This window comes from Lentzea chajnantorensis (assembly GCF_054300775.1).
The window spans coordinates 1,524,696-1,545,944 of sequence record NZ_JBSDZT010000002.1; the positions used below are offsets into that span (position 1 = coordinate 1,524,696).

General features: G+C 71.2%; 21 protein-coding genes and 1 pseudogene. 19 read left to right on the forward strand and 3 right to left on the reverse strand.

Annotated elements, in window-relative coordinates:
* Positions 1 to 369 precede the first annotated feature (369 nt).
* From ACVDFE_RS08220 to ACVDFE_RS08290, 15 genes and pseudogenes are all read left to right on the forward strand, one after another.
* Positions 370 to 924, forward strand: a pseudogene (locus ACVDFE_RS08220) (DUF4349 domain-containing protein); the annotation flags it as partial.
* A gap of 395 nt (positions 925 to 1,319) precedes the next feature.
* Complete coding sequence (locus tag ACVDFE_RS08225; RefSeq protein ID WP_458430106.1) at positions 1,320 to 2,885, forward strand: AMP-binding protein; 1,566 nt, start codon at positions 1,320 to 1,322, stop codon at positions 2,883 to 2,885.
* 234 nt (positions 2,886 to 3,119) lie between these two features.
* On the forward strand, positions 3,120 to 3,866 hold the full coding sequence (locus ACVDFE_RS08230; RefSeq protein WP_360399884.1) for a phosphoglyceromutase: 747 nt from the start codon (positions 3,120 to 3,122) through the stop codon (positions 3,864 to 3,866).
* 188 nt (positions 3,867 to 4,054) lie between these two features.
* Entirely contained in the window at positions 4,055 to 5,227 is a 1,173-nt protein-coding gene (locus tag ACVDFE_RS08235) for a sensor histidine kinase (protein ID WP_360399882.1), read from the forward strand.
* Entirely contained in the window at positions 5,224 to 5,904 is a 681-nt protein-coding gene (locus ACVDFE_RS08240) for a response regulator transcription factor (protein WP_360399879.1), read from the forward strand. Before ACVDFE_RS08235 ends, ACVDFE_RS08240 begins: the two co-directional genes overlap by 4 nt.
* Positions 5,905 to 5,931: 27 nt before the next feature.
* Positions 5,932 to 6,912, forward strand: a complete 981-nt coding sequence (locus ACVDFE_RS08245; protein WP_360399876.1) for a Ppx/GppA family phosphatase — start codon at positions 5,932 to 5,934, stop codon at positions 6,910 to 6,912.
* The gene (locus ACVDFE_RS08250; protein ID WP_458430107.1) at positions 6,912 to 8,228 is read left to right on the forward strand and encodes a hypothetical protein; all 1,317 of its coding nucleotides are present in this window, start codon (positions 6,912 to 6,914) and stop codon (positions 8,226 to 8,228) included. Before ACVDFE_RS08245 ends, ACVDFE_RS08250 begins: the two co-directional genes overlap by 1 nt.
* Positions 8,225 to 9,067 (forward strand): sugar phosphate isomerase/epimerase family protein, encoded by an 843-nt coding sequence (locus ACVDFE_RS08255; protein ID WP_458430108.1) that lies wholly within the window; start codon positions 8,225 to 8,227, stop codon positions 9,065 to 9,067. Before ACVDFE_RS08250 ends, ACVDFE_RS08255 begins: the two co-directional genes overlap by 4 nt.
* An 89-nt stretch (positions 9,068 to 9,156) precedes the next feature.
* Positions 9,157 to 10,053: a proline dehydrogenase family protein gene (locus ACVDFE_RS08260; protein WP_458430109.1), complete on the forward strand. Its 897-nt coding sequence runs from the start codon at positions 9,157 to 9,159 to the stop codon at positions 10,051 to 10,053.
* Entirely contained in the window at positions 10,050 to 10,832 is a 783-nt protein-coding gene (locus tag ACVDFE_RS08265; protein WP_360399864.1) for a thioesterase family protein, read from the forward strand. Before ACVDFE_RS08260 ends, ACVDFE_RS08265 begins: the two co-directional genes overlap by 4 nt.
* Positions 10,833 to 10,842: 10 nt before the next feature.
* Positions 10,843 to 11,652, forward strand: a complete 810-nt coding sequence (gene proC / locus ACVDFE_RS08270; RefSeq protein WP_360399861.1) for a pyrroline-5-carboxylate reductase — start codon at positions 10,843 to 10,845, stop codon at positions 11,650 to 11,652.
* 212 nt (positions 11,653 to 11,864) lie between these two features.
* Positions 11,865 to 12,077, forward strand: a complete 213-nt coding sequence (locus ACVDFE_RS08275; RefSeq protein ID WP_053737062.1) for a helix-turn-helix domain-containing protein — start codon at positions 11,865 to 11,867, stop codon at positions 12,075 to 12,077.
* A 131-nt stretch (positions 12,078 to 12,208) separates the two neighbouring features.
* Entirely contained in the window at positions 12,209 to 12,310 is a 102-nt protein-coding gene (locus ACVDFE_RS08280; protein ID WP_015105422.1) for a 30S ribosomal protein bS22, read from the forward strand.
* A gap of 263 nt (positions 12,311 to 12,573) precedes the next feature.
* A complete protein-coding gene (locus ACVDFE_RS08285) occupies positions 12,574 to 13,611 on the forward strand; it encodes an NAD-dependent epimerase/dehydratase family protein (protein WP_360399858.1) in 1,038 nt (345 codons plus the stop codon).
* A 15-nt stretch (positions 13,612 to 13,626) separates the two neighbouring features.
* The gene (locus ACVDFE_RS08290) at positions 13,627 to 14,586 is read left to right on the forward strand and encodes a lysophospholipid acyltransferase family protein (protein WP_360399855.1); all 960 of its coding nucleotides are present in this window, start codon (positions 13,627 to 13,629) and stop codon (positions 14,584 to 14,586) included.
* Here ACVDFE_RS08290 and ACVDFE_RS08295 read toward each other — a convergent pair.
* Positions 14,555 to 15,787, reverse strand: coding sequence for an isocitrate lyase/PEP mutase family protein (locus ACVDFE_RS08295; RefSeq protein ID WP_458430110.1), 1,233 nt, complete (start codon positions 15,785 to 15,787; stop codon positions 14,555 to 14,557). The genes ACVDFE_RS08290 and ACVDFE_RS08295 overlap by 32 nt on opposite strands.
* Positions 15,788 to 15,843: 56 nt before the next feature.
* Between ACVDFE_RS08295 and ACVDFE_RS08300 the strand changes: the two genes are divergently transcribed.
* Complete coding sequence (locus ACVDFE_RS08300) at positions 15,844 to 16,506, forward strand: ArsR/SmtB family transcription factor (RefSeq protein ID WP_458430111.1); 663 nt, start codon at positions 15,844 to 15,846, stop codon at positions 16,504 to 16,506.
* Here the strand turns inward: ACVDFE_RS08300 and ACVDFE_RS08305 are convergent.
* Complete coding sequence (locus tag ACVDFE_RS08305; protein ID WP_360399846.1) at positions 16,495 to 16,731, reverse strand: glutaredoxin family protein; 237 nt, start codon at positions 16,729 to 16,731, stop codon at positions 16,495 to 16,497. The two genes, ACVDFE_RS08300 and ACVDFE_RS08305, sit on opposite strands and share 12 nt — an antisense overlap.
* Before the next feature lies 1 nt (position 16,732).
* The gene (locus ACVDFE_RS08310; protein ID WP_458430112.1) at positions 16,733 to 18,208 is read right to left on the reverse strand and encodes an AMP-binding protein; all 1,476 of its coding nucleotides are present in this window, start codon (positions 18,206 to 18,208) and stop codon (positions 16,733 to 16,735) included.
* Positions 18,209 to 18,415: 207 nt separating this feature from the next.
* Here ACVDFE_RS08310 and ACVDFE_RS08315 point away from each other — a divergent pair, with 207 nt between their 5' ends.
* The 3 genes from ACVDFE_RS08315 (at position 18,416) to ACVDFE_RS08325 (ending at position 21,235) form a co-directional block, all read left to right on the forward strand.
* Positions 18,416 to 18,991, forward strand: coding sequence for a sigma-70 family RNA polymerase sigma factor (locus tag ACVDFE_RS08315; protein WP_360399840.1), 576 nt, complete (start codon positions 18,416 to 18,418; stop codon positions 18,989 to 18,991).
* A 54-nt stretch (positions 18,992 to 19,045) separates the two neighbouring features.
* Positions 19,046 to 20,128 (forward strand): DUF5667 domain-containing protein, encoded by a 1,083-nt coding sequence (locus tag ACVDFE_RS08320; RefSeq protein WP_458430113.1) that lies wholly within the window; start codon positions 19,046 to 19,048, stop codon positions 20,126 to 20,128.
* A 210-nt stretch (positions 20,129 to 20,338) separates the two neighbouring features.
* Positions 20,339 to 21,235, forward strand: a complete 897-nt coding sequence (locus ACVDFE_RS08325) for an HAD family hydrolase (RefSeq protein WP_360399834.1) — start codon at positions 20,339 to 20,341, stop codon at positions 21,233 to 21,235.
* The last annotated feature ends 14 nt before the right edge of the window (positions 21,236 to 21,249 follow it).

Sequence of the window (21,249 nt, forward strand, 5' to 3'; positions counted from 1 at the left end):
GTTTCGGTCTGGACGGCAACTCCGGCGGCCCCCCGCTCCGTCCGACGGGCATGAGCAGACGAGTGCTGTGGGTGGGAGTCGCGTTGCTGGCCGTCTTCGCGACGGGGTGCGGCGCGGACTCGAAGAGTTCCGGTGGCTCGTCGGTCGCGGAGAACGCCGCACCGCAGCAGCGGGCCGCACAGCCGACGGGGGCGCAGAAGCAGCAGGACAACAGCGGTCAGCAGAACCAGTCCGCCGAGTCGGTGCAGCAGCAGGAACGGCAGCTGGTCCGCACGGCGACGGTCGACCTGCGCAGCGACGACGTGCTGCGGTCGATCAGCGACATCAAGGCGAAGGCCCAGCAGGTCGGCGGGTTCGCCGGGCAGGAGAGCTTCGACCCAGTCCCGTGGGAGCGTGACCGTGCGGGTGCCGTCGAACGAGCTCGACGGGGTCGTGCGGAGCCTGGAGGACTACGGCGACGTCACGCGCAGCGAGGTCCGCAGCGAGGACGTCACCGACCAGCTGGTCGACGTCGAGGCGCGGATCGCGACGCAGAAGGCCAGCGTCGAGCGGTTGCGCGTGCTGTTCGAGCGGGCCGGGTCGACGGCCGAGATCGCGCAGGTCGAGGGCGAGCTGACCAAGCGGCAGAGCGAGCTGGAGTCGTTGCAGCGGCGCAGCGAGTCGTTGAAGGGCAAGGCCGCGCTGGCGACGTTGACGGTGCAGGTCAGCACCACCCCGATCGCACCGCCGGCGCCGGAGCGCACCGGGTTCGGCGACGCCTTCGTGGCCGGCTGGAACGCGCTCGTGCACGTGCTGCGACTGGTGCTGGTGGGGGTCGGCGGCCTGCTGCCGTTCGTCCTGGTGCTCGGCGCGCCCACGGTGGCGGTGATCTTCTGGCTGCGTCGCCGGAAGCGTGTCACTCCAACGGTCGAAGCAGACGCCTGACGATCTACTGAGAGTGGTCCTTTGTGAAGCGCGGAACGGCTCGGGAGAGAGGGGGAGTCGCATCGAGCCGTCCCGCGTCAAAGGTCCCCGCTGCGTCGATCCGTGGACGGGGGGAGCAGACGGATCTCAAGCGGGCCACGCGATCCGACGGGGGATGACGAACCGCGCCCTTGCCGTCCGCTTGTCGAGTTGAGCGTGGGAGCCGACTCGCGGAGGCGTGACCAACTTCCCAGATACCTGGTTGCGATCACAAGTGCTCGGATTGCTCCATTCGAGTGTATTTAGCGGCGCGAAGTAACGTCTCTGTAGCGATCCCGACTTGCTTGACCTGTTCAGTGGGCTGGCTCACGATGACGGCGCAGGCTGGGTGTACAGCGAGTGAATGAGGTCGCCGCATGGTCTTTCGCAGTCCGTTCCCCGACGTCGAGATCCCCGACGTGTCGCTGCACCAGCTGTTGTTCGGCGACATCGCCGACCGGGTGGACCGCGTTGCGCTGATCGACGGCATGTCCGGCACGTCGCTCACGTACGGCCAGCTCGCCGGTGCCGTCGACCGCCTGGCCGCCGCACTGGCCGCGCGGGGCATCGGCAAGGGCGACGTGGTCGGCGTCCTCAGCCCGAACACGCCGTACTACGCCGTCGTGTTCCACGGCATCCTGCGCGCGGGTGCCACGGCGACGACGATCAACGCGCTCTACACGCCCGACGAGGTGGCCCACCAGCTGCACGACGCGGGCGCGAAGATGCTGTTCACGGTGTCGGTGCTGTTGCCCAACGCCGCACCGGGCGCCGCGAAGGCCGGTGTCACCGACGTCGTCGTGCTCGACGGCGCCGAGGGCTACCCGTCGTTGCCGGAGCTGCTCGCCAACACCGAACCGGTGCCCGAGGTCGAGATCGACCCGGCCGAGGACGTGGCGGTGCTGCCGTACTCGTCCGGCACGACCGCGCTGCCCAAGGGCGTGATGCTCACGCACCGCAACCTGGTGGCGAACATCGTGCAGTGCCAGTCGATCCTCAGCGACGTCGGCCCGCACACCCGGATCCTCGCGGTGCTGCCGTTCTTCCACATCTACGGCATGCAGGTCCTGATGAACAACGGCCTCTACATCGGCGGCGTCGTCGTGACCCTGCCGAAGTTCGAGCTGCCCGAGTTCCTCCGCGTGATCGCCGAGCACAAGACCGACCGCGTCTACATCGCCCCGCCGGTCGCCGTCGCGCTGGCGAAGCACCCGATCGTCGACAACTACGACCTGTCCCCGCTGAAGACCCTCTTCTCCGGCGCCGCCCCGCTCGACGCCGACCTCGCCGCCGCCGTCCGCAAGCGCATCGGCTGCCGCGTCGTGCAGGGCTACGGCATGACCGAGATGTCCCCGGTCAGCCACGCCATCCCGGACGGCCGCGACGACATCTCGGTCGGCACCGTCGGCCTGATCGTGCCGAACCTGGAGTGCCGCCTGGTCGACCCGGCCACCGGCTCCGACGTGGGCGTCGGCGAACGCGGCGAGCTGTGGTGCAAGGGCCCGAACGTCATGAAGGGCTACCTGAACAACCCCGACGCCACCGCCGCCACCATCGACGAGGACGGCTGGCTGCGCACCGGCGACGTGGCCGTGATCGACGACGACGGCGTCGTCTCGATCGTCGACCGCGTCAAGGAGCTCATCAAGTACAAGGGCTACCAGGTCCCGCCGGCCGAGCTGGAGGCCGTGCTGCTCACCCACGAGGAGGTCGCCGACGCGGCCGTCATCGGCGTCCGCGACGCCGACGGCGAGGAGGTCCCGAAGGCGTTCGTGGTGCGCCAGGCCGGCTCGACCATCGACGCGGACGCGGTGATGTCGTTCGTGGCCGCGCACGTCGCACCGCACAAGAAGGTGCGCGTGGTGGAGTTCATCGAGGCGATCCCGAAGTCGGCGTCGGGCAAGATCCTCCGCAAGGACCTCCGTTCCCGCGAACAGTCCTGACCGCGGTCCGAACGCCCCCGGCGCCATCACCGCCGGGGCCGTTCGCCGTTCGTGGTGAACGCACGCGGGGACCTTTCGTGCTCTCCGAGAGTACGAAAGCTCCCCGCGTGCGCTCCCCGCGAGTACGAAAGGTCCCCGCGTGCGCTGTCAGAGCTGGCTGACGACACAAGCGGTTGCCTTCGTCAGCGTGGGGACGGGGTACGGCGGGAGGTCCGGCATGGCAGGCTAGCCGCCATGTCTGTCGGAACCTTGGTGCTGCTCCGCCACGGCGAGAGCACGTGGAACGCGGAGAACCTGTTCACCGGCTGGGTGGACGTTCCCCTGTCGGAGAAGGGCGAGAAGGAGGCCCGCCGCGGCGGGTTGCTCCTCAAGGAGGCCGGTGTCCTGCCGGAGGTCCTGCACACCAGCCTGATGCGCCGCGCGATCATGACCGCGAACCTGGCGCTCGACGCCGCCGACCGGCACTGGATCCCGGTCAAGCGCGACTGGCGGCTCAACGAGCGCCACTACGGTGCGTTGCAGGGCAAGAACAAGAAGCAGACGCTGGAGGAGTTCGGCGAGGAGCAGTTCATGCTCTGGCGCCGGTCCTACGACACCCCGCCGCCGCCCATCGAGCCGGGCAGCGAGTTCAGCCAGGACACCGACCCGCGTTACGCGGGGCTGGGTCCCGACCTGCCGCTGACGGAGTGCCTGCTCGACGTTGTGAAGCGCATGCTGCCGTACTGGGACGAGGCGATCGTGCCGGACCTGCGCACCGGCAAGACGGTGCTGGTGGCCGCGCACGGCAACTCGCTGCGCGCGCTCGTGAAGCACCTCGACGGGATCTCCGACGAGGCCATCGCGGGGCTCAACATCCCGACCGGCATCCCGCTGCGCTACGACCTCGACGAGGACCTGAAGCCGATCAAGCCGGGTGGCGAGTACCTCGACCCCGAGGCCGCGAAGGACGCCATCGCGGCGGTGGCGAACCAGGGTCGCTGAAAGTCACGCGGGGGCCCCGCGTTCCCCTCGGGGGAACGCGGGGCCCCCGCGTTCCGCCCCGTGCATCACGGTTGGGTGAACAGGGGCTGACCAGGTGCGGAACAACCGTCCACTGAGGTGTCGCGGGTATCACGGTTCACGCTTCGGCACTAGGCCGGGACACCTCTGAGCTGCTTACCATTCGCCTCGTGACCACAACGGGTTACCTCGCTGTGTCGATCGGCGTCGCGCTCATCGGCGTGATCGCCGCATTCTTCGTTGGCAGGTTCACCGCTCCCAGGAACCCCAAGGCCCCTGAGGGGCTGACGGTGGCCGACCTGATGCAGCGGATCGTCCAGGACGCCCACGACGGCATCGTGGTGCTGAACCACTTCGGTGACGTCGTGCTGCACAACCCGCGGGCCGAGGAGCTCGGGGTCGTCCGCAACAACCGCGTCGACGACCGCGCGCGCAAGGCCGCCGAGGCCGTCCGCAACAGCAACGAGGTCGTCTACGTCGACCTGTCGCCGCTGGAGGGCCAGCGCCGCGCCCGGCAGCCGGAGGCGGTGCATGCCGAGGTCAGGCTGCTCACCGAGGGCTTCACCGTGGTCGACGCGAACGACGAGTCCGAGGCCGTGCGGCTGGAGAAGACCCGGCGCGACTTCGTGGCGAACGTCAGCCACGAGCTGAAGACGCCGGTCGGCGCGCTGGCGCTGCTCGCGGAGGCCGTGCTGGACGCGAGCGACGACCAGGAGGAGGTCCGCCGGTTCAGCGCGAAGATCATGCAGGAGGCCACCCGCCTCGGCACGCTCGTCACCGAGCTGATCGCGCTGTCGCGGCTGCAGGGCGCGGAGAAGCTGCCGGAGCTGTCCGACACCGAGATCGACGTCGTCGTCAACGAGGCGCTGTCGCGCTCCAAGCTCGCCGCCGAGTCCGTCAACATCTCGATCACCACCGACGAGCCGAGCGGGTTCGTCGTGCCCGGTGACCGGTCGTTGCTGGTCACGGCGCTGACGAACCTGCTGGACAACGCCGTCGCGTACTCCCCGCCCGGCAGCCCGGTGAGCGTGAGCCGCCGGCTGGTCGACGGGCACGTCGAGATCGCCGTCACCGACCGCGGCATCGGCATCGCCGAGGAGCAGCAGCAACGCGTCTTCGAGCGGTTCTACCGCGTCGACAAGGCCCGGTCGCGGGCCACCGGCGGCACCGGCCTGGGCCTCGCGATCGTCAAGCACGTCGCCGCCAACCACGGCGGTGAGGTGAAGCTGTGGAGCCTCCCGGGAACGGGGTCCACCTTCACGCTGCGGCTGCCGGCCGCGGCGACCGAGATCGACCCGACCCTCGTCCACACCGGCGCGGGTGACACTGGAGGAGAGCTGTGACCAGGGTGCTCATCGTGGAGGACGAGGAGTCCTTCGCCGATCCGCTCGCCTTCCTGCTGCGCAAGGAGGGGTTCACCGCGGCGCTCGCGGCCACCGGCCAGGAGGCGCTGGAGGAGTTCGACCGCAACGGCGCCGACATCGTGCTGCTCGACCTCATGCTGCCCGGCATGAGCGGCACGGACGTGTGCAAGCAGCTGCGCCTGCGCTCCGCCGTGCCGGTGATCATGGTGACGGCGCGCGACAGCGAGATCGACAAGGTCGTGGGCCTGGAGCTGGGCGCCGACGACTACGTGACCAAGCCCTACTCGGCCCGCGAGCTCATCGCCCGCATCCGCGCGGTGCTGCGCCGCGGCGGCGAGTCCGAGGACCTGCTCCCGCAGATCCTGGAGGCCGGCCCGGTGCGGATGGACGTGGAGCGCCACGTCGTCACCGTCGGCGGCCAGGACGTCAGCCTGCCGCTCAAGGAGTTCGACCTCCTGGAGTACCTGCTGCGCAACGTGGGCCGGGTGCTGACCCGCGGCCAGCTGATCGACCGGGTGTGGGGCGCGGACTACGTGGGCGACACGAAAACGCTGGACGTGCACGTCAAGCGGCTGCGGTCGAAGATCGAACCGGACCCGTCGGCACCGCGGCACCTGGTGACCGTGAGGGGTCTGGGTTACAAGTTCGAGTCCTGACGGACACGACCAGGTACCGTTTCCGGCGTGCGCCTGGGCGTCCTTGACGTGGGTTCGAACACCGTCCACCTCCTCGTGGTGGACGCGCATCGTGGTGCCCACCCGATCCCGACGACCTCCGAGAAGACGATCCTGCGGCTCGCCGAGCAGCTGGACGCCGGGGGAATGCTCAGCAAATCAGGTGCTGACCAGCTGGTTCGCGCTGTGGCCGCTGCCAAGGCGTCGGCCAAGCGCTCCGGCTGCGAGGACCTGATGGCGTTCGCGACCTCGGCGGTGCGCGAGGCGGGCAACTCGGCCGAGGTGCTCGACCGGGTGCGCACCGAGACCGGGGTCGACCTGAAGGTCCTGTCGGGCGAGGACGAGGCGAAGTACACGTTCCTCGCCGTCCGCCGCTGGTACGGCTGGTCGGCGGGCAAGCTGCTGTGCCTCGACATCGGCGGCGGCTCCCTCGAGCTCGCCGTCGGGCGCGACGAGAACCCGCAGATGGCGTTCTCCGTGCCGCTCGGCGCCGGCCGGCTCACCAGGACCCGGTTCAAGAAGGACCCACCACGGCGGTCAGAGGTCCGCGAGACCACCGAATGGCTCGCCGAGCAGCTCGCGCCCGTGGCGCGGAAGCTGAAACGCGCGGGAGAACCCGATCGGGTGGTTGCGACCTCGAAAACCTTCCGAACGCTGGCGCGGCTCACCGGGGCCGCGCCATCGTCTGCCGGGCCCAGGGCGCGTCGCGTGCTCACCGACGCCGGCCTGCGGCAGCTGATCGCGTTCATTTCCCGGATGTCGGCCAGCGACCTCGCCGAGTTGGAAGGTGTCAGCACCTCGCGTGCGCACCAGCTCGTCGCGGGTGCGCTGGTCGCGGAGGCAACCATGCGAGCCCTGTCACTCACGCAGCTGGAGATTTGCCCGTGGGCGCTCCGGGAGGGTGTCATCCTCCGGCGGCTGGACCACACTGATGGGACGGACCAGAGCGATACTGGACGTACCAGCCAGACCGGGGCACGGTGGAGTTGATGAGTCGAGAGAGCGGATCGGAGCACACGCAGCGCACTGTCGCTGAGCTGCTCGCCCAGTACGGCGGCAGCTCGGGGGAGGCGCCACGTCGGCGACGCCGCCGCGCGGAGGACGACGACGACGTCCAGCAGCCGGAGACCGCGCCCCAGTCGATCATCGAGCGCGTCCTGTCCGACAGCGGCCGGCTCATGGCCGTGCGCGACGACGACCCGGCACCGACCGGTCGCCGCGCCGCACCGGAACCGTCCTCCGAGCGGACCGCCTACCAGCCGGTGCCGCCGGTGGCACCGCCCGCCGCACCCCCGAAGGCACCCCAGCCCCCGGCAGCGCAGCCCCCGCAGCCGCAGCCGTCGCAGCAGCTGCCCAAGCCGCAGCCGCCGGTGGCGCCGCAGGTCCGCAGACCAGGCCAGCCCGCTCCCGTGCCCCCGCCCGCCGCTGCCGCCGAGCAGACCCGGCAGGTGCCGCCGGTCCGCGACCAGCCGTCGCGCTCCGACCTGCCCCGTCCCGACCTGGCCCGCCCCGAGGTGTCCCGGTCGGACCTGCCGCGCCCGGACGGCGCCCGCATCGAGTCCCGGCTGGACCCCGCCGCACCGCCGGCGTCGCGCACGAACATCGCGCGCCCGCCGAAGCCCGGCCAGCCGTCGGTGCCGCTGCCGGTCCCCGGTCCGCCGCGCGAGGCGATGACCGAGCAGCTCCCGCGCATCCCGGCGAAGGCGCCGGTCGACCAGATCGCGGCGCTGGAGACCGAGTCGGTCCTGATCGTGCCGCCCGCACCGCCGAAGCTGCCGGAGCCGCTGCCCGGCAACGACGCCGACGCGTGGTTCGGCGACGACGAGCCCGACCTGCAGAAGACCGACCTGTCGCTGCCGCCGATGGAGTCGACCGCGGCCCACGCGGGCCCGTACGTGGACGACGACGACTCGCAGGAGTACGCCGTCTACCGCGAGGACGACTACCTCGCCGATGCGGACGAGATCGACGACGACGAACGCCCGGCGGGCCTCGACGACGTCAGCGAGGCCGAGGAGGACCCGGAGGAGGACGCGCAGCGGTCGCCGGCCAAGGAGTGGCTGGTCATGATCGGCCAGCTCGCGGTCGGCGTCCTCGGCGGCGCGGCACTGTGGCTCGCGTTCAACTTCCTCTGGCGCACCCAGGCCGTGGCGGCGCTGGTGGTCGCACTGGCCGTGACCGTCGGCCTGGTGCTGCTGGTCCGCAAGATCCGCCGCGCCGACGACCTGCAAACCACACTGCTCGCCATCCTCGTGGGCCTCATCGTCACCGTGTCACCAGCGGCGATGCTGCTGGTGAAGAGTTGACGGCCCGCATCCCGGTCGGGCTTTCCACGGCATCGGTCTACCCGCAGCCCGCCGGAGCTGCCTTCGAGATCGCCTCCGAGCTGGGCTACGACGGCGTCGAGCTGATGGTGTGGGCCGACCCGGTCTCCCAGGACATCCGGGCGGTGGACCGCCTGTCCACCCGCTCCGGCCTGCCGGTGCTGGCCGTGCACGCCCCGTGCCTGCTGATCTCCCAGCGGGTCTGGTCGCCCGACCCGGTGGAACGCCTGCGCAAGGCCGTGCGGGCCGCTCAGGACCTGGGCGCGCCGACCGTGGTGCTGCACCCGCCGTTCCGCTGGCAACGCAGGTACGCCGACGGCTTCGCCGGCCTGGTGTCGTCGCTGGAGGACGAGAGCGGCATCGCGATCGCCGTGGAGAACATGTTCCCGGTGAAGCGCCCGCTCGGTCGCGGCCGGTCGGTGCAGATGACCGCGTTCAAGCCCTCCATCGACCCGACCGACGTCGGCCACGCCAACTACACCCTGGACCTCTCGCACTCGGCCGCGGCGCACGTGGACGCGCTGGAGCTGGCGAAGCGGATGGGCGACGGGCTGCGGCACGTCCACCTGGCCGACGGCTCCGGCGCGCCGAAGGACGAGCACATGATCCCCGGCCGCGGCACCCAGCCGTGCGCCGAGCTGTGCGAGCGGCTCGCCCGCGGCGGGTTCGACGGGCAGGTCGTGCTGGAGGTCAACACCCGGCGTGCGGTGACCCCGGCGGCCCGGCGGGAGATGCTGGCCGAGGCGTTGCTGTTCGCGCGGCTGCACCTCGACTGGCCGGCCGACGGCCCCTCCACGACCCCTCGCTCCGCCCTGTCCTGAGTGCACGCGGGGAGCTTTCGTACTCCCACAGCGCACGAAAGGACCCCGCGTGCGCTGAGCGGCGGAGGCCAGCGGGTTAGGGTTCCGGTGTGGACCCGCTGCGAGCGTTGATCATGGCCGCGTCTCGCAACGAGGCGGTGCGGCACCTCGTCGCCAACGCGCCCATCAGCCGGGACGTCGTGAGGCGGTTCGTGGCCGGCGAGTCGACGGCGGACGCCGTGCGGGTCGTCCGCGATCTCGGACTGCCGGTGACGCTCGACTACCTCGGAGAGGACACCACCGACAAGGCGCAGGCGGAGAAGACCGTCCAGGCCTATCTGGAGCTGCTCGACGCTCTGCACGCCGCAGGCCTGGCGGCGAACGCCGAGGTCAGCGTGAAGCTGTCGGCGGTCGGCCAGTCGCTGGACGAGTCGCTCGCGCTCACGAACGCCTCGCGGATCTGCGCGGCGGCCGAGCAGTGCGGCACGACGGTCACGCTCGACATGGAGGACCACACCACCACCGACTCCACGCTGGAGGTCCTGCGCGAGCTGCGCAGGACGTGGCCGTGGGTCGGGGCGGTGCTGCAGACCTACCTGCACCGCACGCTCGACGACTGCCGGGCGCTCAGCCACGAGGGCAGCCGGGTCCGGCTCGTCAAGGGCGCCTACGCGGAGCCGCCGGAGGTGGCGATCCAGGACCCGCACGAGGTGGACCTGAACTACGTGCGCTGCGCCAACGTGCTCCTGGCAGGAGAGGGGTACCCGATGTTCGGCACGCACGACCCGCGGCTCATCGAGATCATCGGTGAGCGGGCGCGGTGGTATGACAAAACCGACTTCGAGTTCCAGATGCTCTACGGCATCCGGCCGGAGGAGCAGAAGCGGCTCGGGACGCGCGTTTATGTCCCGTACGGCGAGCAGTGGTACGGATATCTCATGCGGCGACTTGCGGAACGGCCTGCCAACGTGACTTTCTTCCTGCGGTCGCTGGCCAGCCGCTCATGACCTTCTCGAAGTCCAGCGCGGTGCGGTCACTCGGTGACGGAACCTTCACCGCCTCGCTCCCGGCCGAGTGGACCGTGGGCCCGAAGCCGCACGGCGGGTTCCTGCTCGCGGTCATGACCAGGGCCGCCGCGGAGCTGACCGGCCACGACCCGCTCGCGGTGTCCGCGCAGTTCCTGCGCGCGCCCGAGGTCGGTCCGGTGCTGGTCAGGACCGATCTGCGCAAGGCGGGGCGCACGGCCACGGTGGTGGCGGTGACGCTGGAGCAGCGCGGTCAGGTGTGCGTCGAGGCGTCGGTCACGCTCGGGCGCATCCCGGAGAACCGGGCCGACTACGCGAACCTGCCGCAGGTGCCGGCCGCGCCTCCGCCGGGGTCGATCGAGCTGGCGTCGTTCCCGACCGGCGGGGCCTACAAGGTCGGCGCGCTGTGCGACCTGCGGGTGGACCGGGAGTCGGCGGCGTTCCTCGAACGGCGCACGGACGGGCCGCTCACGTTCAAGCTGTGGGCGCGGCCGGTCGACGAGCACCCCGACCTGCTCTTCGCGTTGCTCGCGGGCGACCTGTCGATGCCGGTGACGTTCAACCTCGGCCGGTTCGGGTGGTCGCCGACGGTGCAGCTGACGGCCCTGCTGCGGGCGCGGCCGGCACCGGGGTGGCTGCGCATCCACGTCACCTGCCAGGCGGTGCACGGGCAGTGGTTCGACGAGGACGCCACCGTCATCGACGCGACCGGCCGGCTGGTGTGCCAGGCACGGCAGCTGGCGCTGACACCTGCTGTGTGAGACTTGACCGATGACGAAGATCGCGGTGCTCGGCGCGGGCAAGATCGGTGAGGCGCTGCTGTCCGGGCTTCTGCAGGGCGGTCGTCCGGCCGCCGATCTGATGTTCACCGAGAAGCACGAGGCCCGTGCGCGCTCGCTCACCGAGCAGTACGGCATCGAGGGCACCACGGTGGCCGGTGCGGCGGCGAGCGCGGACGTGCTCATCGTCGCCGTCAAGCCGCAGGACATCGAGCCGCTGCTGGTCGACCTCAAGCCGGTGCTGAAGCCGGGCGCGCTGGTCGTGTCGCTGTGCGCGGGCCTGCCGACCGCCCTGTTCGAACGCAGGCTGCCGGAGGGCACGCCGGTGGTGCGGGTCATGCCGAACACGCCGATGGTCGTCGGTGAGGCGATGAGCGCCATCTCCGGTGGGTCCAACGCCACGCCCGAGCACCTCAAGGTCGTCGAGGAGCTGCTGTCGACCGTGGGCAAGGTCGCGGTGGTGCCCGAGTCGCAGCAGGACGCCGTCACCGCCCTGTCCGGTTCCGGCCCGGCGTACTTCTTCTTCCTCGTCGAGGCGATGATCGACGCGGGCATCCTGCTCGGCATCCCCCGTGACCTGGCCTCGCAGCTGATCATCCAGTCGGCCGTGGGCGCCGCGACGATGCTGGCGGAGGGCCAGTCGCACCCGGTCATCCTGCGCGAGGCGGTCACGTCACCGGCGGGCACGACGATCATGGCGATCCGCGAGCTGGAGAAGCACGGCGTCCGCGCGGCCCTGCTGGCGGCCATCGAGTCGGCCCGCGACCGCTCCGTCGAACTGGGCCGCCAGCACGAGGACTGAGTGCACGCGGGGAGCTTTCGTACTCTCCTGGTGCACGCGGGGGCCCCGCGTGCCCCTCAGGGGAACGCGGGACTCCCGCGTGACATCAAGACTGACCGGTTGGTCGTCGCAGTGGTCACACCAGTCCCGCTACTCTCAGGGCAGCACGTGCGTGTCGAACCGTCGGTGGGGAAGACCGACGGCACGACACGTGTCGAAGGATGCGGTGATGCATGTCTGCGAAGGAGAACGAACGAACAGGTCTCGCTCAGGTGCAGTTCCTGACCGTGGCCGAGGTGGCCTCGATGATGCGGGTCTCGAAGATGACCGTGTACCGCCTGGTGCACTCCGGTGAGCTGCCCGCTGTGCGGGTCGGCAAGTCGTTCCGGGTGCCCGAGAAAGCGGTGCACGCCTACCTCGAGAACGCGTACTTCGACGCCGGCTGAAGGGCGTTGCAGGACTGGCGAACCCCAGCGGGTAGACTGGCAGGCCGATCGTGCTTACCGGCGCGCCGTGCTTGACACGGCCAAGGCTGGGGCGCGCCAGTAAAAGCAACGTCTAGAGCTAAGGATCCCGCATGGGCTCGGTCATCAAGAAGCGCCGCAAGCGCATGTCGAAGAAGAAGCACCGCAAGCTGCTGCGCAAGACTCGCGTCCAGCGCAGGAAGCGCGGCAAGTAAGGCCCATGTGCGGCTCTCGCCACCGCCGGTCCCTCTCGCAGGGGCCGGCGGTGGCTGCTTTTCCGGCACGCCCGGTAGTTGCACTGGCACGGAATTTCACCCAGTGAGACGCTTGCCCGGAAACGCGGGAACGGTCGCCGCCGATCGGGTGATTGGGCCGTAAAGGCTGCGTGACCTGCGTCAAGACGGCGTTCCGGCCCCCTGCGCTCATCGGCCGGGCTTGTAGCATCGACCAATCGCACCACCCGTCTGCTTGGAGTCGCATGACGCCCAAGGTCGTCCTCGTCACCGGAGTCAGCCGCTTCCTCGGCGGCCACCTCGCCGCGCGGTTCGCCGCGAACCCGGACGTCGAGCGCGTGCTCGGGGTCGACACCGAGCCACCGCCGCGTGACCTGCTGCGCCGCATGGGGCGGGCCGAGTTCGTGCGGGCGGACATCCGCAACCCGCTGATCAGCAAGGTCATCGCCACGGCGAACGTGGACACGGTGGTCCACGCCTCCGTCACCGCCAACCCGGCCGGGCCCACCGGCCGCACGGCGATGAAGGAGATGAACGTCATCGGCACCATGCAGCTGCTGGCCGCGTGCCAGAAATCGCCGAACGTGCGCAAGCTCGTGGTGAAGTCGACGAGCGCCGTGTACGGGTCCAGCTCGCGCGACCCGGCGGTGTTCACCGAGGACATGGGCCCGAAGGACCTGCCGTCGTCCGGGTACGCCAAGGACGCGGTCGAGGTCGAGGGGTACGTGCGCGGGTTCGGCCGCCGCAGGCCGGACGTGAACGTCACGACCCTGCGCTTCACCAACTTCATCGGACCGCGCATCGACACGGTCCTCACCCGGTACTTCGCGCTCCCGGTCGTGCCCACGGTCCTGGGTTACGACGCGCGCGTGCAGCTGCTGCACTCCGAGGACGCCCTCGCTGTCCTCGAACGCGCGACGCTGCACGACCTGCCGGGCGTGTTCAACGTGGGCGGCGACGGCGTGCTGCTGTTGTCGCAGGCCATCCGCAGGGCGGGCAGGCTGGCCCTGCCGGTGCCCAGCGCGGCCGTGCCCACGGTCGGCGGCTTCTTCCGGAGCGCCCGGCTCGTCGACTTCTCACCCGACCAGATGAGGTTCCTCAACTGGGGGCGGGTGGTCGACACGACCCTGCTGAAGAGGGAGTTCGGGTTCACACCGCGGTGGACCACCCAGCAGGCGTTCGACGACTACGTGAGCGGCCGGGGTCTCAAGCCGCTCGTCGATCCCGAGACGGTGGACGCCGCGGAACGGGGAATCCTCGACGCGGCCGCCCGTTTCCGCTGATCTTTGCCTGAGGAGATGAACGCAGTGGCAGGAGCGCGCGTTATCCCGCTGCACGACCCGGAACGCGACGCCGCACGCAGAGCGCGGCACGTCGAGGTGGTCCCGGAGCCCGCGCAGCAGCAGTCCGGGGTGCCGGACTGGGAACGCCGGCTGACCGACCTGCTGTCGTTCGCGCGCAGGCGGATCGCGGGCGACTACCAGGTCGACGAGTTCGGGTTCGACAAGGACCTGACCGAGAACGTGCTGATGCCGCCGCTCAAGCCGCTGTACGAGAAGTGGTTCCGGGTCGAGACGATCGGCATGTCGAACGTCCCGGCGACCGGGGGTGCGCTGATCGTGGCGAACCACTCGGGCACGTTGCCGCTCGACGCGCTGATGACGTCGTACGGCATCGCCTCCGAGCACCCGGCGCAGCGGCACATGCGCATGCTGGGCGCCGACCTGGTGTTCCGCACGCCGGTGCTGGGCGCGCTCGCCCGCAAGTCCGGGCAGACGCTGGCCTGCAACCCCGACGCCGAGCGGCTGCTGTCGTCCGGCGAGCTCGTGGGCGTGTGGCCGGAGGGCTTCAAGGGCATCGGCAAGCCGTTCAAGGACCGCTACAAGCTCCAGCGCTTCGGCCGCGGCGGGTTCGTGGCGGCGGCGCTCAAGACCGGCACGCCGATCATCCCGTGCTCGATCGTGGGCGCGGAGGAGATCTACCCGATGATCGGCGACATCAAGGCGCTGGCCCGGCTCTTCGGGTTCCCGTACTTCCCGGTGACGCCGTTCTTCCCGCTGCTGGGGCCGCTGGGCGCGATCCCGCTGCCGTCGAAGTGGTACATCGAGTTCGGCGAGCCGATCCGCACGGACGTCTTCGGAGAGAACGCGGCCGACGACCCGATGCTCGTGTTCAACCTGACCGACCAGGTGCGCGAGACGATCCAGCAGACGCTCTACCGGCTGCTCACGCAGCGCCGGAACGTGTTCCTGGGCTGAGCAGGGCGTTCGCCGTCTCGACGGTCGCGGCGCGGGCGGCGCGGAACAGCTGCGAGCCCGTGCTGATCCGCCGCACGCCGAGGTCGGCCAGCCGGTGCACCGGCTCGCCGGCCAGCACGTTCAGCGGGGTGTCGAACGTGGCGGTGAACGTCGCGATGCCCGGCAGCGGCAGCCTCGGCACGAAGATCCCGTCGGCGCCGGCGGCGAGGTAGTGCTCGGCGCGGCGCAGCACCTCGGTGGTCGTCGCGTCGATGCCGAGCCAGTGCGTGTCGACGCGGGCGTTGACGAACACGCCCGGCGTCCGCCGCTTGACCGCCGCGACCAGTTCCGCCTGATCAGCCGGGTCGGCGAGGTGGTCGCCGCGGCCGTCTTCGAGGTTGATCCCGGAGACGCCGAGCGAGGCGACGTACTCGGCGACCTCGTCCGGGTCTTCGGAGAACCCGTGTTCGACGTCGGCGGTGACCGGGCACGGCAGCGTGCCGATCAGCCGGGCCAAGGCGCGGGTGTGCTCCTTGGCGAGTCCGGACGCGTCGGGCACGCCGTGCGCCGCCGAGACCCCGAAGCTCGTGGTGCCGACGGCGGGGTAACCGGCTTCCTGGAGCGCGACGGCGGTGGCGTGGTCCCAGGCGTTCGGCAGCAGCAACGGCTCGGCGCGGTGGTGCAGCGCCTTGAACGCCATGTTCTTCGCGATCTTCGTGGCGAGCTCGCGGCCGGGGCAGGCGTGGGCACCGTGACCGAACGGGTGGGCGGTGAGGTCGACCTCGACCACGCCCTGCGCGCTCTGGCGGCGCGTCAGCGGGACCGGAGGCGTCCGATCACCGGTTGTCAGGCGGTCGGCGAACGCCCGCGTTGCCGCCCAGGCCTGCACCAGGAGCCCGATCCGGGCCGCGGTGGTCTCCGTGCGCCCGTGCCGGGCCACCAGCCGCTCCACGGCCGCGTCAGCCTGCGCCGTGATCGGCTCGTGCGGCTGGTAGCTCGGCGCGATCTCCGCGACGTCGGCCGGCGCGCCCGGCAGGACCCGGTCGGCCAGCTCGTCGAGCGTGGTGGCGTCGACCCCCTCCAGCAACGCGGTCGTGAGCGCGCGCCGGCGGGTGTGCTCGGGGCCGCCGCTGAACCGGACGACCTGCGATCGAAGCCACGACACCCCGCTCTCACCTGCGGGAACGCTGGGCACGGGCAGGCTCAGCAGCTCTTCGGGCATGTCACGAAGCTAGGGCCGGGACGGTTCGGCGCTGACCGAATCGTCGCAGGCGCAGAATGGCCGTCGTGGAGGCATTGGCACAGGTGGCCGCGCTGCTGGCGGACCGGACGCGGGCCGCGTTCTGCTCGGCGCTGCTGGACGGCCGGGCCTGGACCGCGACCGAGCTGGCCCGGCACGCGGGTGTGGCGCCGTCGACCGCGAGCGAGCACCTGACCCGGCTCGTCGAGGGCGGTCTGCTCGCCGAACACCGCCAGGGCCGGCACCGGTACGTCTCGTTGGCAGGACCGCACGTCGCCGAGCTGCTGGAGTCGATGACCGCGTTCGCGGGGCCGGGGGAGAAGCCGCGCACGCTGCGGGCCGCGTCGGCGTCGGAGGCCCTGGCCCGTGGCCGGACCTGCTACGACCACCTCGCCGGACAGCTCGGCATCGCGCTCAAGACCGGTCTGCTGGGGCTGGGCGTGCTGACCGCCGACCTCGCCGTGACGCGGCACGGCCTGGCCTGGCTCGGGGAGCTCGGCTTCGAACCCTCGAAGCGGCAGGTCAGCAGGGCCTGCCTGGACTGGACCGAACGCGTCCCGCACGTCGCCGGAGCCGCCGGGGCCCACCTGTGCGGCGAGTTCCTCCGGCGGGGCTGGGTCAGGCGGATCGGCACGAGCCGCGCCGTCGTGCTCACCTCGCGGGGCGAGCACGGCTGGCGCGACCTGGGCCTACTCGGCTAGCGCCGCCCGCAGCCGGTCCTCCTCGACCTTCCAGAACCCGTGCTCGACGCCGTCGACGAGGAACACCGGCACCTGGTCGCCGTACTCGGCACGCCACTCCGGGTCCGAGTCGACGTCCTCCACCGACCAGGTCGCGCCGGCCTCGCCGCAGATGCGGGCGATCTCGGCCTCGGCGACCTCGCAGGCGTGGCAGTCCTTGCGGCCCATGACGGTCACGTGGTGCATGTCAGGCTCCCAACGGCCGGCGCAGCACGGCGCGGGCCAGCTTGCCGGTCGGCGAGTGCGGCAGCGTGGCCGCGAACTCCACCGACGTCGGCACCTTGAACTTCGCGAGCCGGGCCGCGCAGTGCGCCACGACCTCGTCGGAGGTCAGCTCCTGGCCGTCGCGCAGCACGATCACGACCTTCACCGACTCGCCGGTCCTCTCGTCCGGCACGCCGACCGCCGCCGCCTCCACCACACCCGGCAGCTCGCCGAGGACCTGCTCGACCTCGTGCGGGTAGACGTTGAAGCCGTTGACGATGATCAGGTCACCGGCCCGGTCGACCAGGTGCAGGTCACCGTCGGCGTCGATGAACCCGACGTCGCCGGTGCGGAACCAGCCGGTCGCGTCCGGCCCGTGCGCACCGTCCGGCCAGTAGCCGGAGAACAGGTTGTCGCCCTTCGCCGACACCAGGCCGGTGCCCGGCTCGTCCTCGTCGATGTCGAGCACCGAGCCGTCGGTGTCGACCAGCCGGATCTCGACGCCGGGCAGCGCCCTGCCGACCGAACCCGGCTTCGGCGTGCCGCCGACCAGCGTCGACGTCAGCACCGGGCCCGTCTCGGTGAGGCCGTAGCCCTCGAAGACCGGGATGCCGAGCGCGGTCTTCATCTCGTTGATGACCCCGGCGGGCAGCGGCGCCGCGCCCGAGGTGAAGAGCCGGACCGTGGCGAGCTTCTCGCGCAGCACCTCGACCGGGTGGGCCAGCAGCGCCCGGTACATCGGCGGCACGCCGACCATCGTGGTCACCCGGTGCTGCTCGATCACGTCCAGCGCGCCGGCCGGGTCGAAGCGCTCCAGCAGCACGGCCGTGGCGCCCGCGCCCGCGACCTGCAGCAGACCGGGGCCGAGGCCGTAGACGTGGAACAGCGGCAGCGCGAGCAGCACCCGGTCGCCCGCGGTCACCGGCGCCGGGCGCAGCGAGGCGCACTGGGCGACGTTCGCGAGCAGCGCGCGGTGGGACAGCATCGCGCCGCGCGGCACACCGGACGTGCCGGAGGTGTAGCCGAGCACCGCCAGGTCCTCGCCGCCGCCCACCGCCTCGAACGGTTCCGCGGTCGCCCGCACGTCCGGCAGGTCGAGCACGGTGGCGTCGGACCCCTCGCCGTCACCGACCAGCAACGCGGCCCCGGAGTCGGCCAGGATGCGCTGCAGCTCGCGCGACGGGGTGCCGAGACCGGTCGGCACGACGACACCGCCCGCGCGCAGGACGCCGAACACGGCGACCACGAACTCGGGCCCGGTGGGCAGCCGTACCGCCACCCGGTCGCCGGTTTCCAGACCAGAATCGGCCAAACGGCGGGCGAAAGCGTCGACCGCGCCGTCGATGGTCTCCCACGTGAGGCTCAACCCGCTCGTGACGTCGACCAGTGCGACGTGGCCCGGCCCCCGCTGTGCCGAGGCACGAACCAGATCTGCGACATTGCGAGCGGAAGTCACCATGGCCTCCTCATGAACAACTGGGCGCTCCGAGCAGTCTTCCACGCGCCGGCGGCGTCACGAATACGCGGTTGGTGCGTCTCCACATCACAATCGGTCCACTACCTACTACGGAGTAACAACACGTATGCTGCCGCCACGGCGACTCTGTGGAGGTGCCGCCAGCCGATGACCGCGCGGGCACGACCGACGATCAGGACCACCCGGACCATGACGGGAGGTCAGCACGACGACGCAGGCGACGAGCCGTGGCAGCTCGTCAAGGCCGCCCAAGAGGGTGACACCGACGCGTTCGGAGTGCTTTACGACAAGTACGTCGACATGGTGTTCCGCTACGTCCTCTTCCGGGTGGGCGGCGATCGGGCGTTCGCCGAGGACGTCACCAGCGAGACGTTCTTGCGCGCGTTGCGCAGCATCGGGTCGGTCAGCTACCAGGGCCGTGACGTCGGCGCCTGGTTCGTCACGATCGCCCGCAACATCGTGTACGACCACGTGAAGTCCAGCCGCTACCGGCTGGAGGTCACGACCGCGGAGCTGCAGGACAACCGCGAGGAGACCAGCGGCCCCGAGCAAGAGGTGATGACCGAGGCGACCAACGCGGAGCTGCTCCGCTGCGTCTCCCAGTTGGGGGACGACCAGCAGGAGTGCATCCGGCTGCGGTTCATCGAGGGCAAGTCGGTGTCCGAGGTCGCGGAGCTCATGGACCGCAACGAGGGCGCCGTGAAGGCGTTGCAACACCGAGCCGTCCGGCGGCTCGCACAGATCCTCCCGTCGTGGTTGCGGTGATCGCGATCGCAGACGCGTAACCCAAAGCAGATCAACTTCGTTACTCGGGCTGAGATGGACGGCAAGGGAAGAACACCGCGGTGGCGGCAGACGGAGCACGAGCGATTCGCCCGTGCCGTGGAAGGCGGTCCGCAGCCGGTCGGGGGTGACTCGTTCGCAGAGGAGCTCGCGGTCGTCGAGCTGCTGCGCGGCCTGGACGTCGGCCCTGACGCCGCGACCCGCGAGCGGATGAGGCAGCGCGTCCTGACCGCGCCGCCACCGGAGAAAGCGCCGGTGCTCCTGTCGGTAAGACGCGTGGGAGCGCGTGGCCGGATGGCGGTCGCCGCCGCCGCGGTGCTGTGCCTGCTGATGTCACTCGGTGGCATGAGCGTGCTGCTCAGCCGTGACGCGCTCCCGGGAGACCCGCTGTACGGGGTGAAGCGCACCGCGGAGGGCGCCTCGCTCGGCCTGACCTTCGACGACGAGTCGCGCGCGCTGAAGCACCTGGAGTTCGCCGCCTCGCGCGTCACCGAGATGGAGACGCTCGCCGACCGCGGCGCCGACTCGGCGAGCCAGCTCACCGCCCTCGCCGACCTGGACGCCGACGCCGTGGAGGGCGCGCGCCAGCTCACCGCGTACGGCACCGTGGCCGACAAGACCGTCCTGCCCTCGCTGCGCGACTGGGCCCTCGACCAGTACGAGAAGCTCGGCGTCCTGCGCCCCCGCCTGCCGGAGGACGCCGGCAATCACGCTGACACCACCATGTGGCTGCTCGCCTCCATCGCCCAGCGCGCCCACGACCTGGCCGCCCGCGCCGCCTGCCCCGACGTGGTCAGCGGCACCTCCGACCCGCTCGGCCCGCTGCCCGCGAAGGACGCGTGCGCCGCGGCGCCGACCCCGAGCACCACCCCCAGCCGCTCGCCGGTGGCCCCCACGCCGTCCGGTCGGCCGGTGCCGTCCGCGTCCGGCCAGCCGCCGGTGCAGCCGACGCAGTCCGCGGTGCCCGGCCTGCCGGGGGTCTCGACGCCGCCGGTGCCGTCCGGTCAGCCGGACACGACCCCGCCGCCCACGTCGGGCAAGCCGGGGATCACGATCCCGCTGCCGTTGCCCCTGCCGAGCATCTCGCTGCCGCTGCTGCCGGGGATCAGCTTCGGCTGACCCGGCCGGCCGGGGCCGGCGCGGTGCGTGCTGCCGGGGTGCGCTCGGCCGCCGGGAGGAGGCGGCCCGGGGGCTTGGTCCGCCGGGCGTCGCCGCCCGTTCGGCACCACCCGCCACCCGTCACCCACCAGGTCTCGTTCCGGCACGACATGGAATCCGCTTCGGCGCAGTCGGGCGTTTTCGACCGGACCAGATCGCTAGGCTGGTCACATGGCAGGCAAGCGTGAGGTGCAGAGCGACCGGCTGGCCGAGCTCGCGGGTGAGGCGTCAGCCGACGCGGCCGTGGCCGCCGCTGCCGCCGCGCCCGAGCTCGAAGCCTCGCTGGCGGTGCCGACGGACCTGACGGCGGCCGCGTTCTTCGACGTCGACAACACGATGATGATGGGCGCGTCGATCTTCCACTTCGCGCGTGGGCTGGCGGCGCGCAAGTACTTCTCGTCGTCGGACCTTGCCGGGTTCGTCTGGCAGCAGCTGAAGTTCCGGGTCGGCGGGCGGGAGGACCCGGAGTCGGTGAAGGCCTCGCGGGAGCAGGCGCTGTCGTTCGTGGCCGGGCGCAGCGTCGCCGAGCTGGTGTCGTTGGGCGAGGAGATCTACGACGAGCTGATGGCCGACCGGATCTGGAAGGGCACGCAGGCGCTCGCCCAGATGCACCTCGACGCGGGGCAGCGGGTCTGGCTGGTCACGGCCACGCCGGTCGAGCTGGCGCAGATCATCGCGCGGCGGCTGGGGCTCACCGGTGCGCTCGGCACGGTCTCGGAGTCGGCCGACGGCATCTACACCGGCCGGCTGGTCGGCGACCTGCTGCACGGCAAGGCCAAGGCGCAGGCGGTGCGGTCGCTGGCCGCCAAGGAAGGGCTCGACCTGCGGCGGTGCACGGCCTACTCGGACTCGTCGAACGACGTGCCGATGCTCTCGGTCGTCGGCACGGCGGTGGCGGTGAACCCCGACTCGCAGCTGCGGGAGATCTCGCGCCGCAAGGACTGGGAGATCCGCGACTTCCGCACCGGGCGCAAGGCGGCCAAGATCGGCGTGCCGTCGGTGCTGGGCGTGGGTGCGCTGGCGGGTGCCGTGGCGGCCACGATGGCGTGGCGGCGCCGGGTCAGGTAGCCCGCGGGCTGATT

What these genes read in the sequence shown, in the direction of transcription:
- ACVDFE_RS08225 (WP_458430106.1), top strand. Translation starts at nt 1,320, where the DNA reads ATGGTCTTTCGCAGTCCGTTCCCCGACGTCGAGATCCCCGACGTGTCG.
- ACVDFE_RS08230 (WP_360399884.1), top strand. Translation starts at nt 3,120, where the DNA reads ATGTCTGTCGGAACCTTGGTGCTGCTCCGCCACGGCGAGAGCACGTGG.
- ACVDFE_RS08250 (WP_458430107.1), top strand. Translation starts at nt 6,912, where the DNA reads ATGAGTCGAGAGAGCGGATCGGAGCACACGCAGCGCACTGTCGCTGAG.
- ACVDFE_RS08265 (WP_360399864.1), top strand. Translation starts at nt 10,050, where the DNA reads ATGACCTTCTCGAAGTCCAGCGCGGTGCGGTCACTCGGTGACGGAACC.
- proC (WP_360399861.1), top strand. Translation starts at nt 10,843, where the DNA reads ATGACGAAGATCGCGGTGCTCGGCGCGGGCAAGATCGGTGAGGCGCTG.
- ACVDFE_RS08275 (WP_053737062.1), top strand. Translation starts at nt 11,865, where the DNA reads ATGTCTGCGAAGGAGAACGAACGAACAGGTCTCGCTCAGGTGCAGTTC.
- ACVDFE_RS08280 (WP_015105422.1), top strand. Translation starts at nt 12,209, where the DNA reads ATGGGCTCGGTCATCAAGAAGCGCCGCAAGCGCATGTCGAAGAAGAAG.
- ACVDFE_RS08285 (WP_360399858.1), top strand. Translation starts at nt 12,574, where the DNA reads ATGACGCCCAAGGTCGTCCTCGTCACCGGAGTCAGCCGCTTCCTCGGC.
- ACVDFE_RS08290 (WP_360399855.1), top strand. Translation starts at nt 13,627, where the DNA reads ATGAACGCAGTGGCAGGAGCGCGCGTTATCCCGCTGCACGACCCGGAA.
- ACVDFE_RS08295 (WP_458430110.1), bottom strand. Translation starts at nt 15,787, where the DNA reads ATGCCCGAAGAGCTGCTGAGCCTGCCCGTGCCCAGCGTTCCCGCAGGT.
- ACVDFE_RS08300 (WP_458430111.1), top strand. Translation starts at nt 15,844, where the DNA reads ATGGCCGTCGTGGAGGCATTGGCACAGGTGGCCGCGCTGCTGGCGGAC.
- ACVDFE_RS08305 (WP_360399846.1), bottom strand. Translation starts at nt 16,731, where the DNA reads ATGCACCACGTGACCGTCATGGGCCGCAAGGACTGCCACGCCTGCGAG.
- ACVDFE_RS08310 (WP_458430112.1), bottom strand. Translation starts at nt 18,208, where the DNA reads ATGGTGACTTCCGCTCGCAATGTCGCAGATCTGGTTCGTGCCTCGGCA.
- ACVDFE_RS08315 (WP_360399840.1), top strand. Translation starts at nt 18,416, where the DNA reads ATGACGGGAGGTCAGCACGACGACGCAGGCGACGAGCCGTGGCAGCTC.
- ACVDFE_RS08320 (WP_458430113.1), top strand. Translation starts at nt 19,046, where the DNA reads ATGGACGGCAAGGGAAGAACACCGCGGTGGCGGCAGACGGAGCACGAG.
- ACVDFE_RS08325 (WP_360399834.1), top strand. Translation starts at nt 20,339, where the DNA reads ATGGCAGGCAAGCGTGAGGTGCAGAGCGACCGGCTGGCCGAGCTCGCG.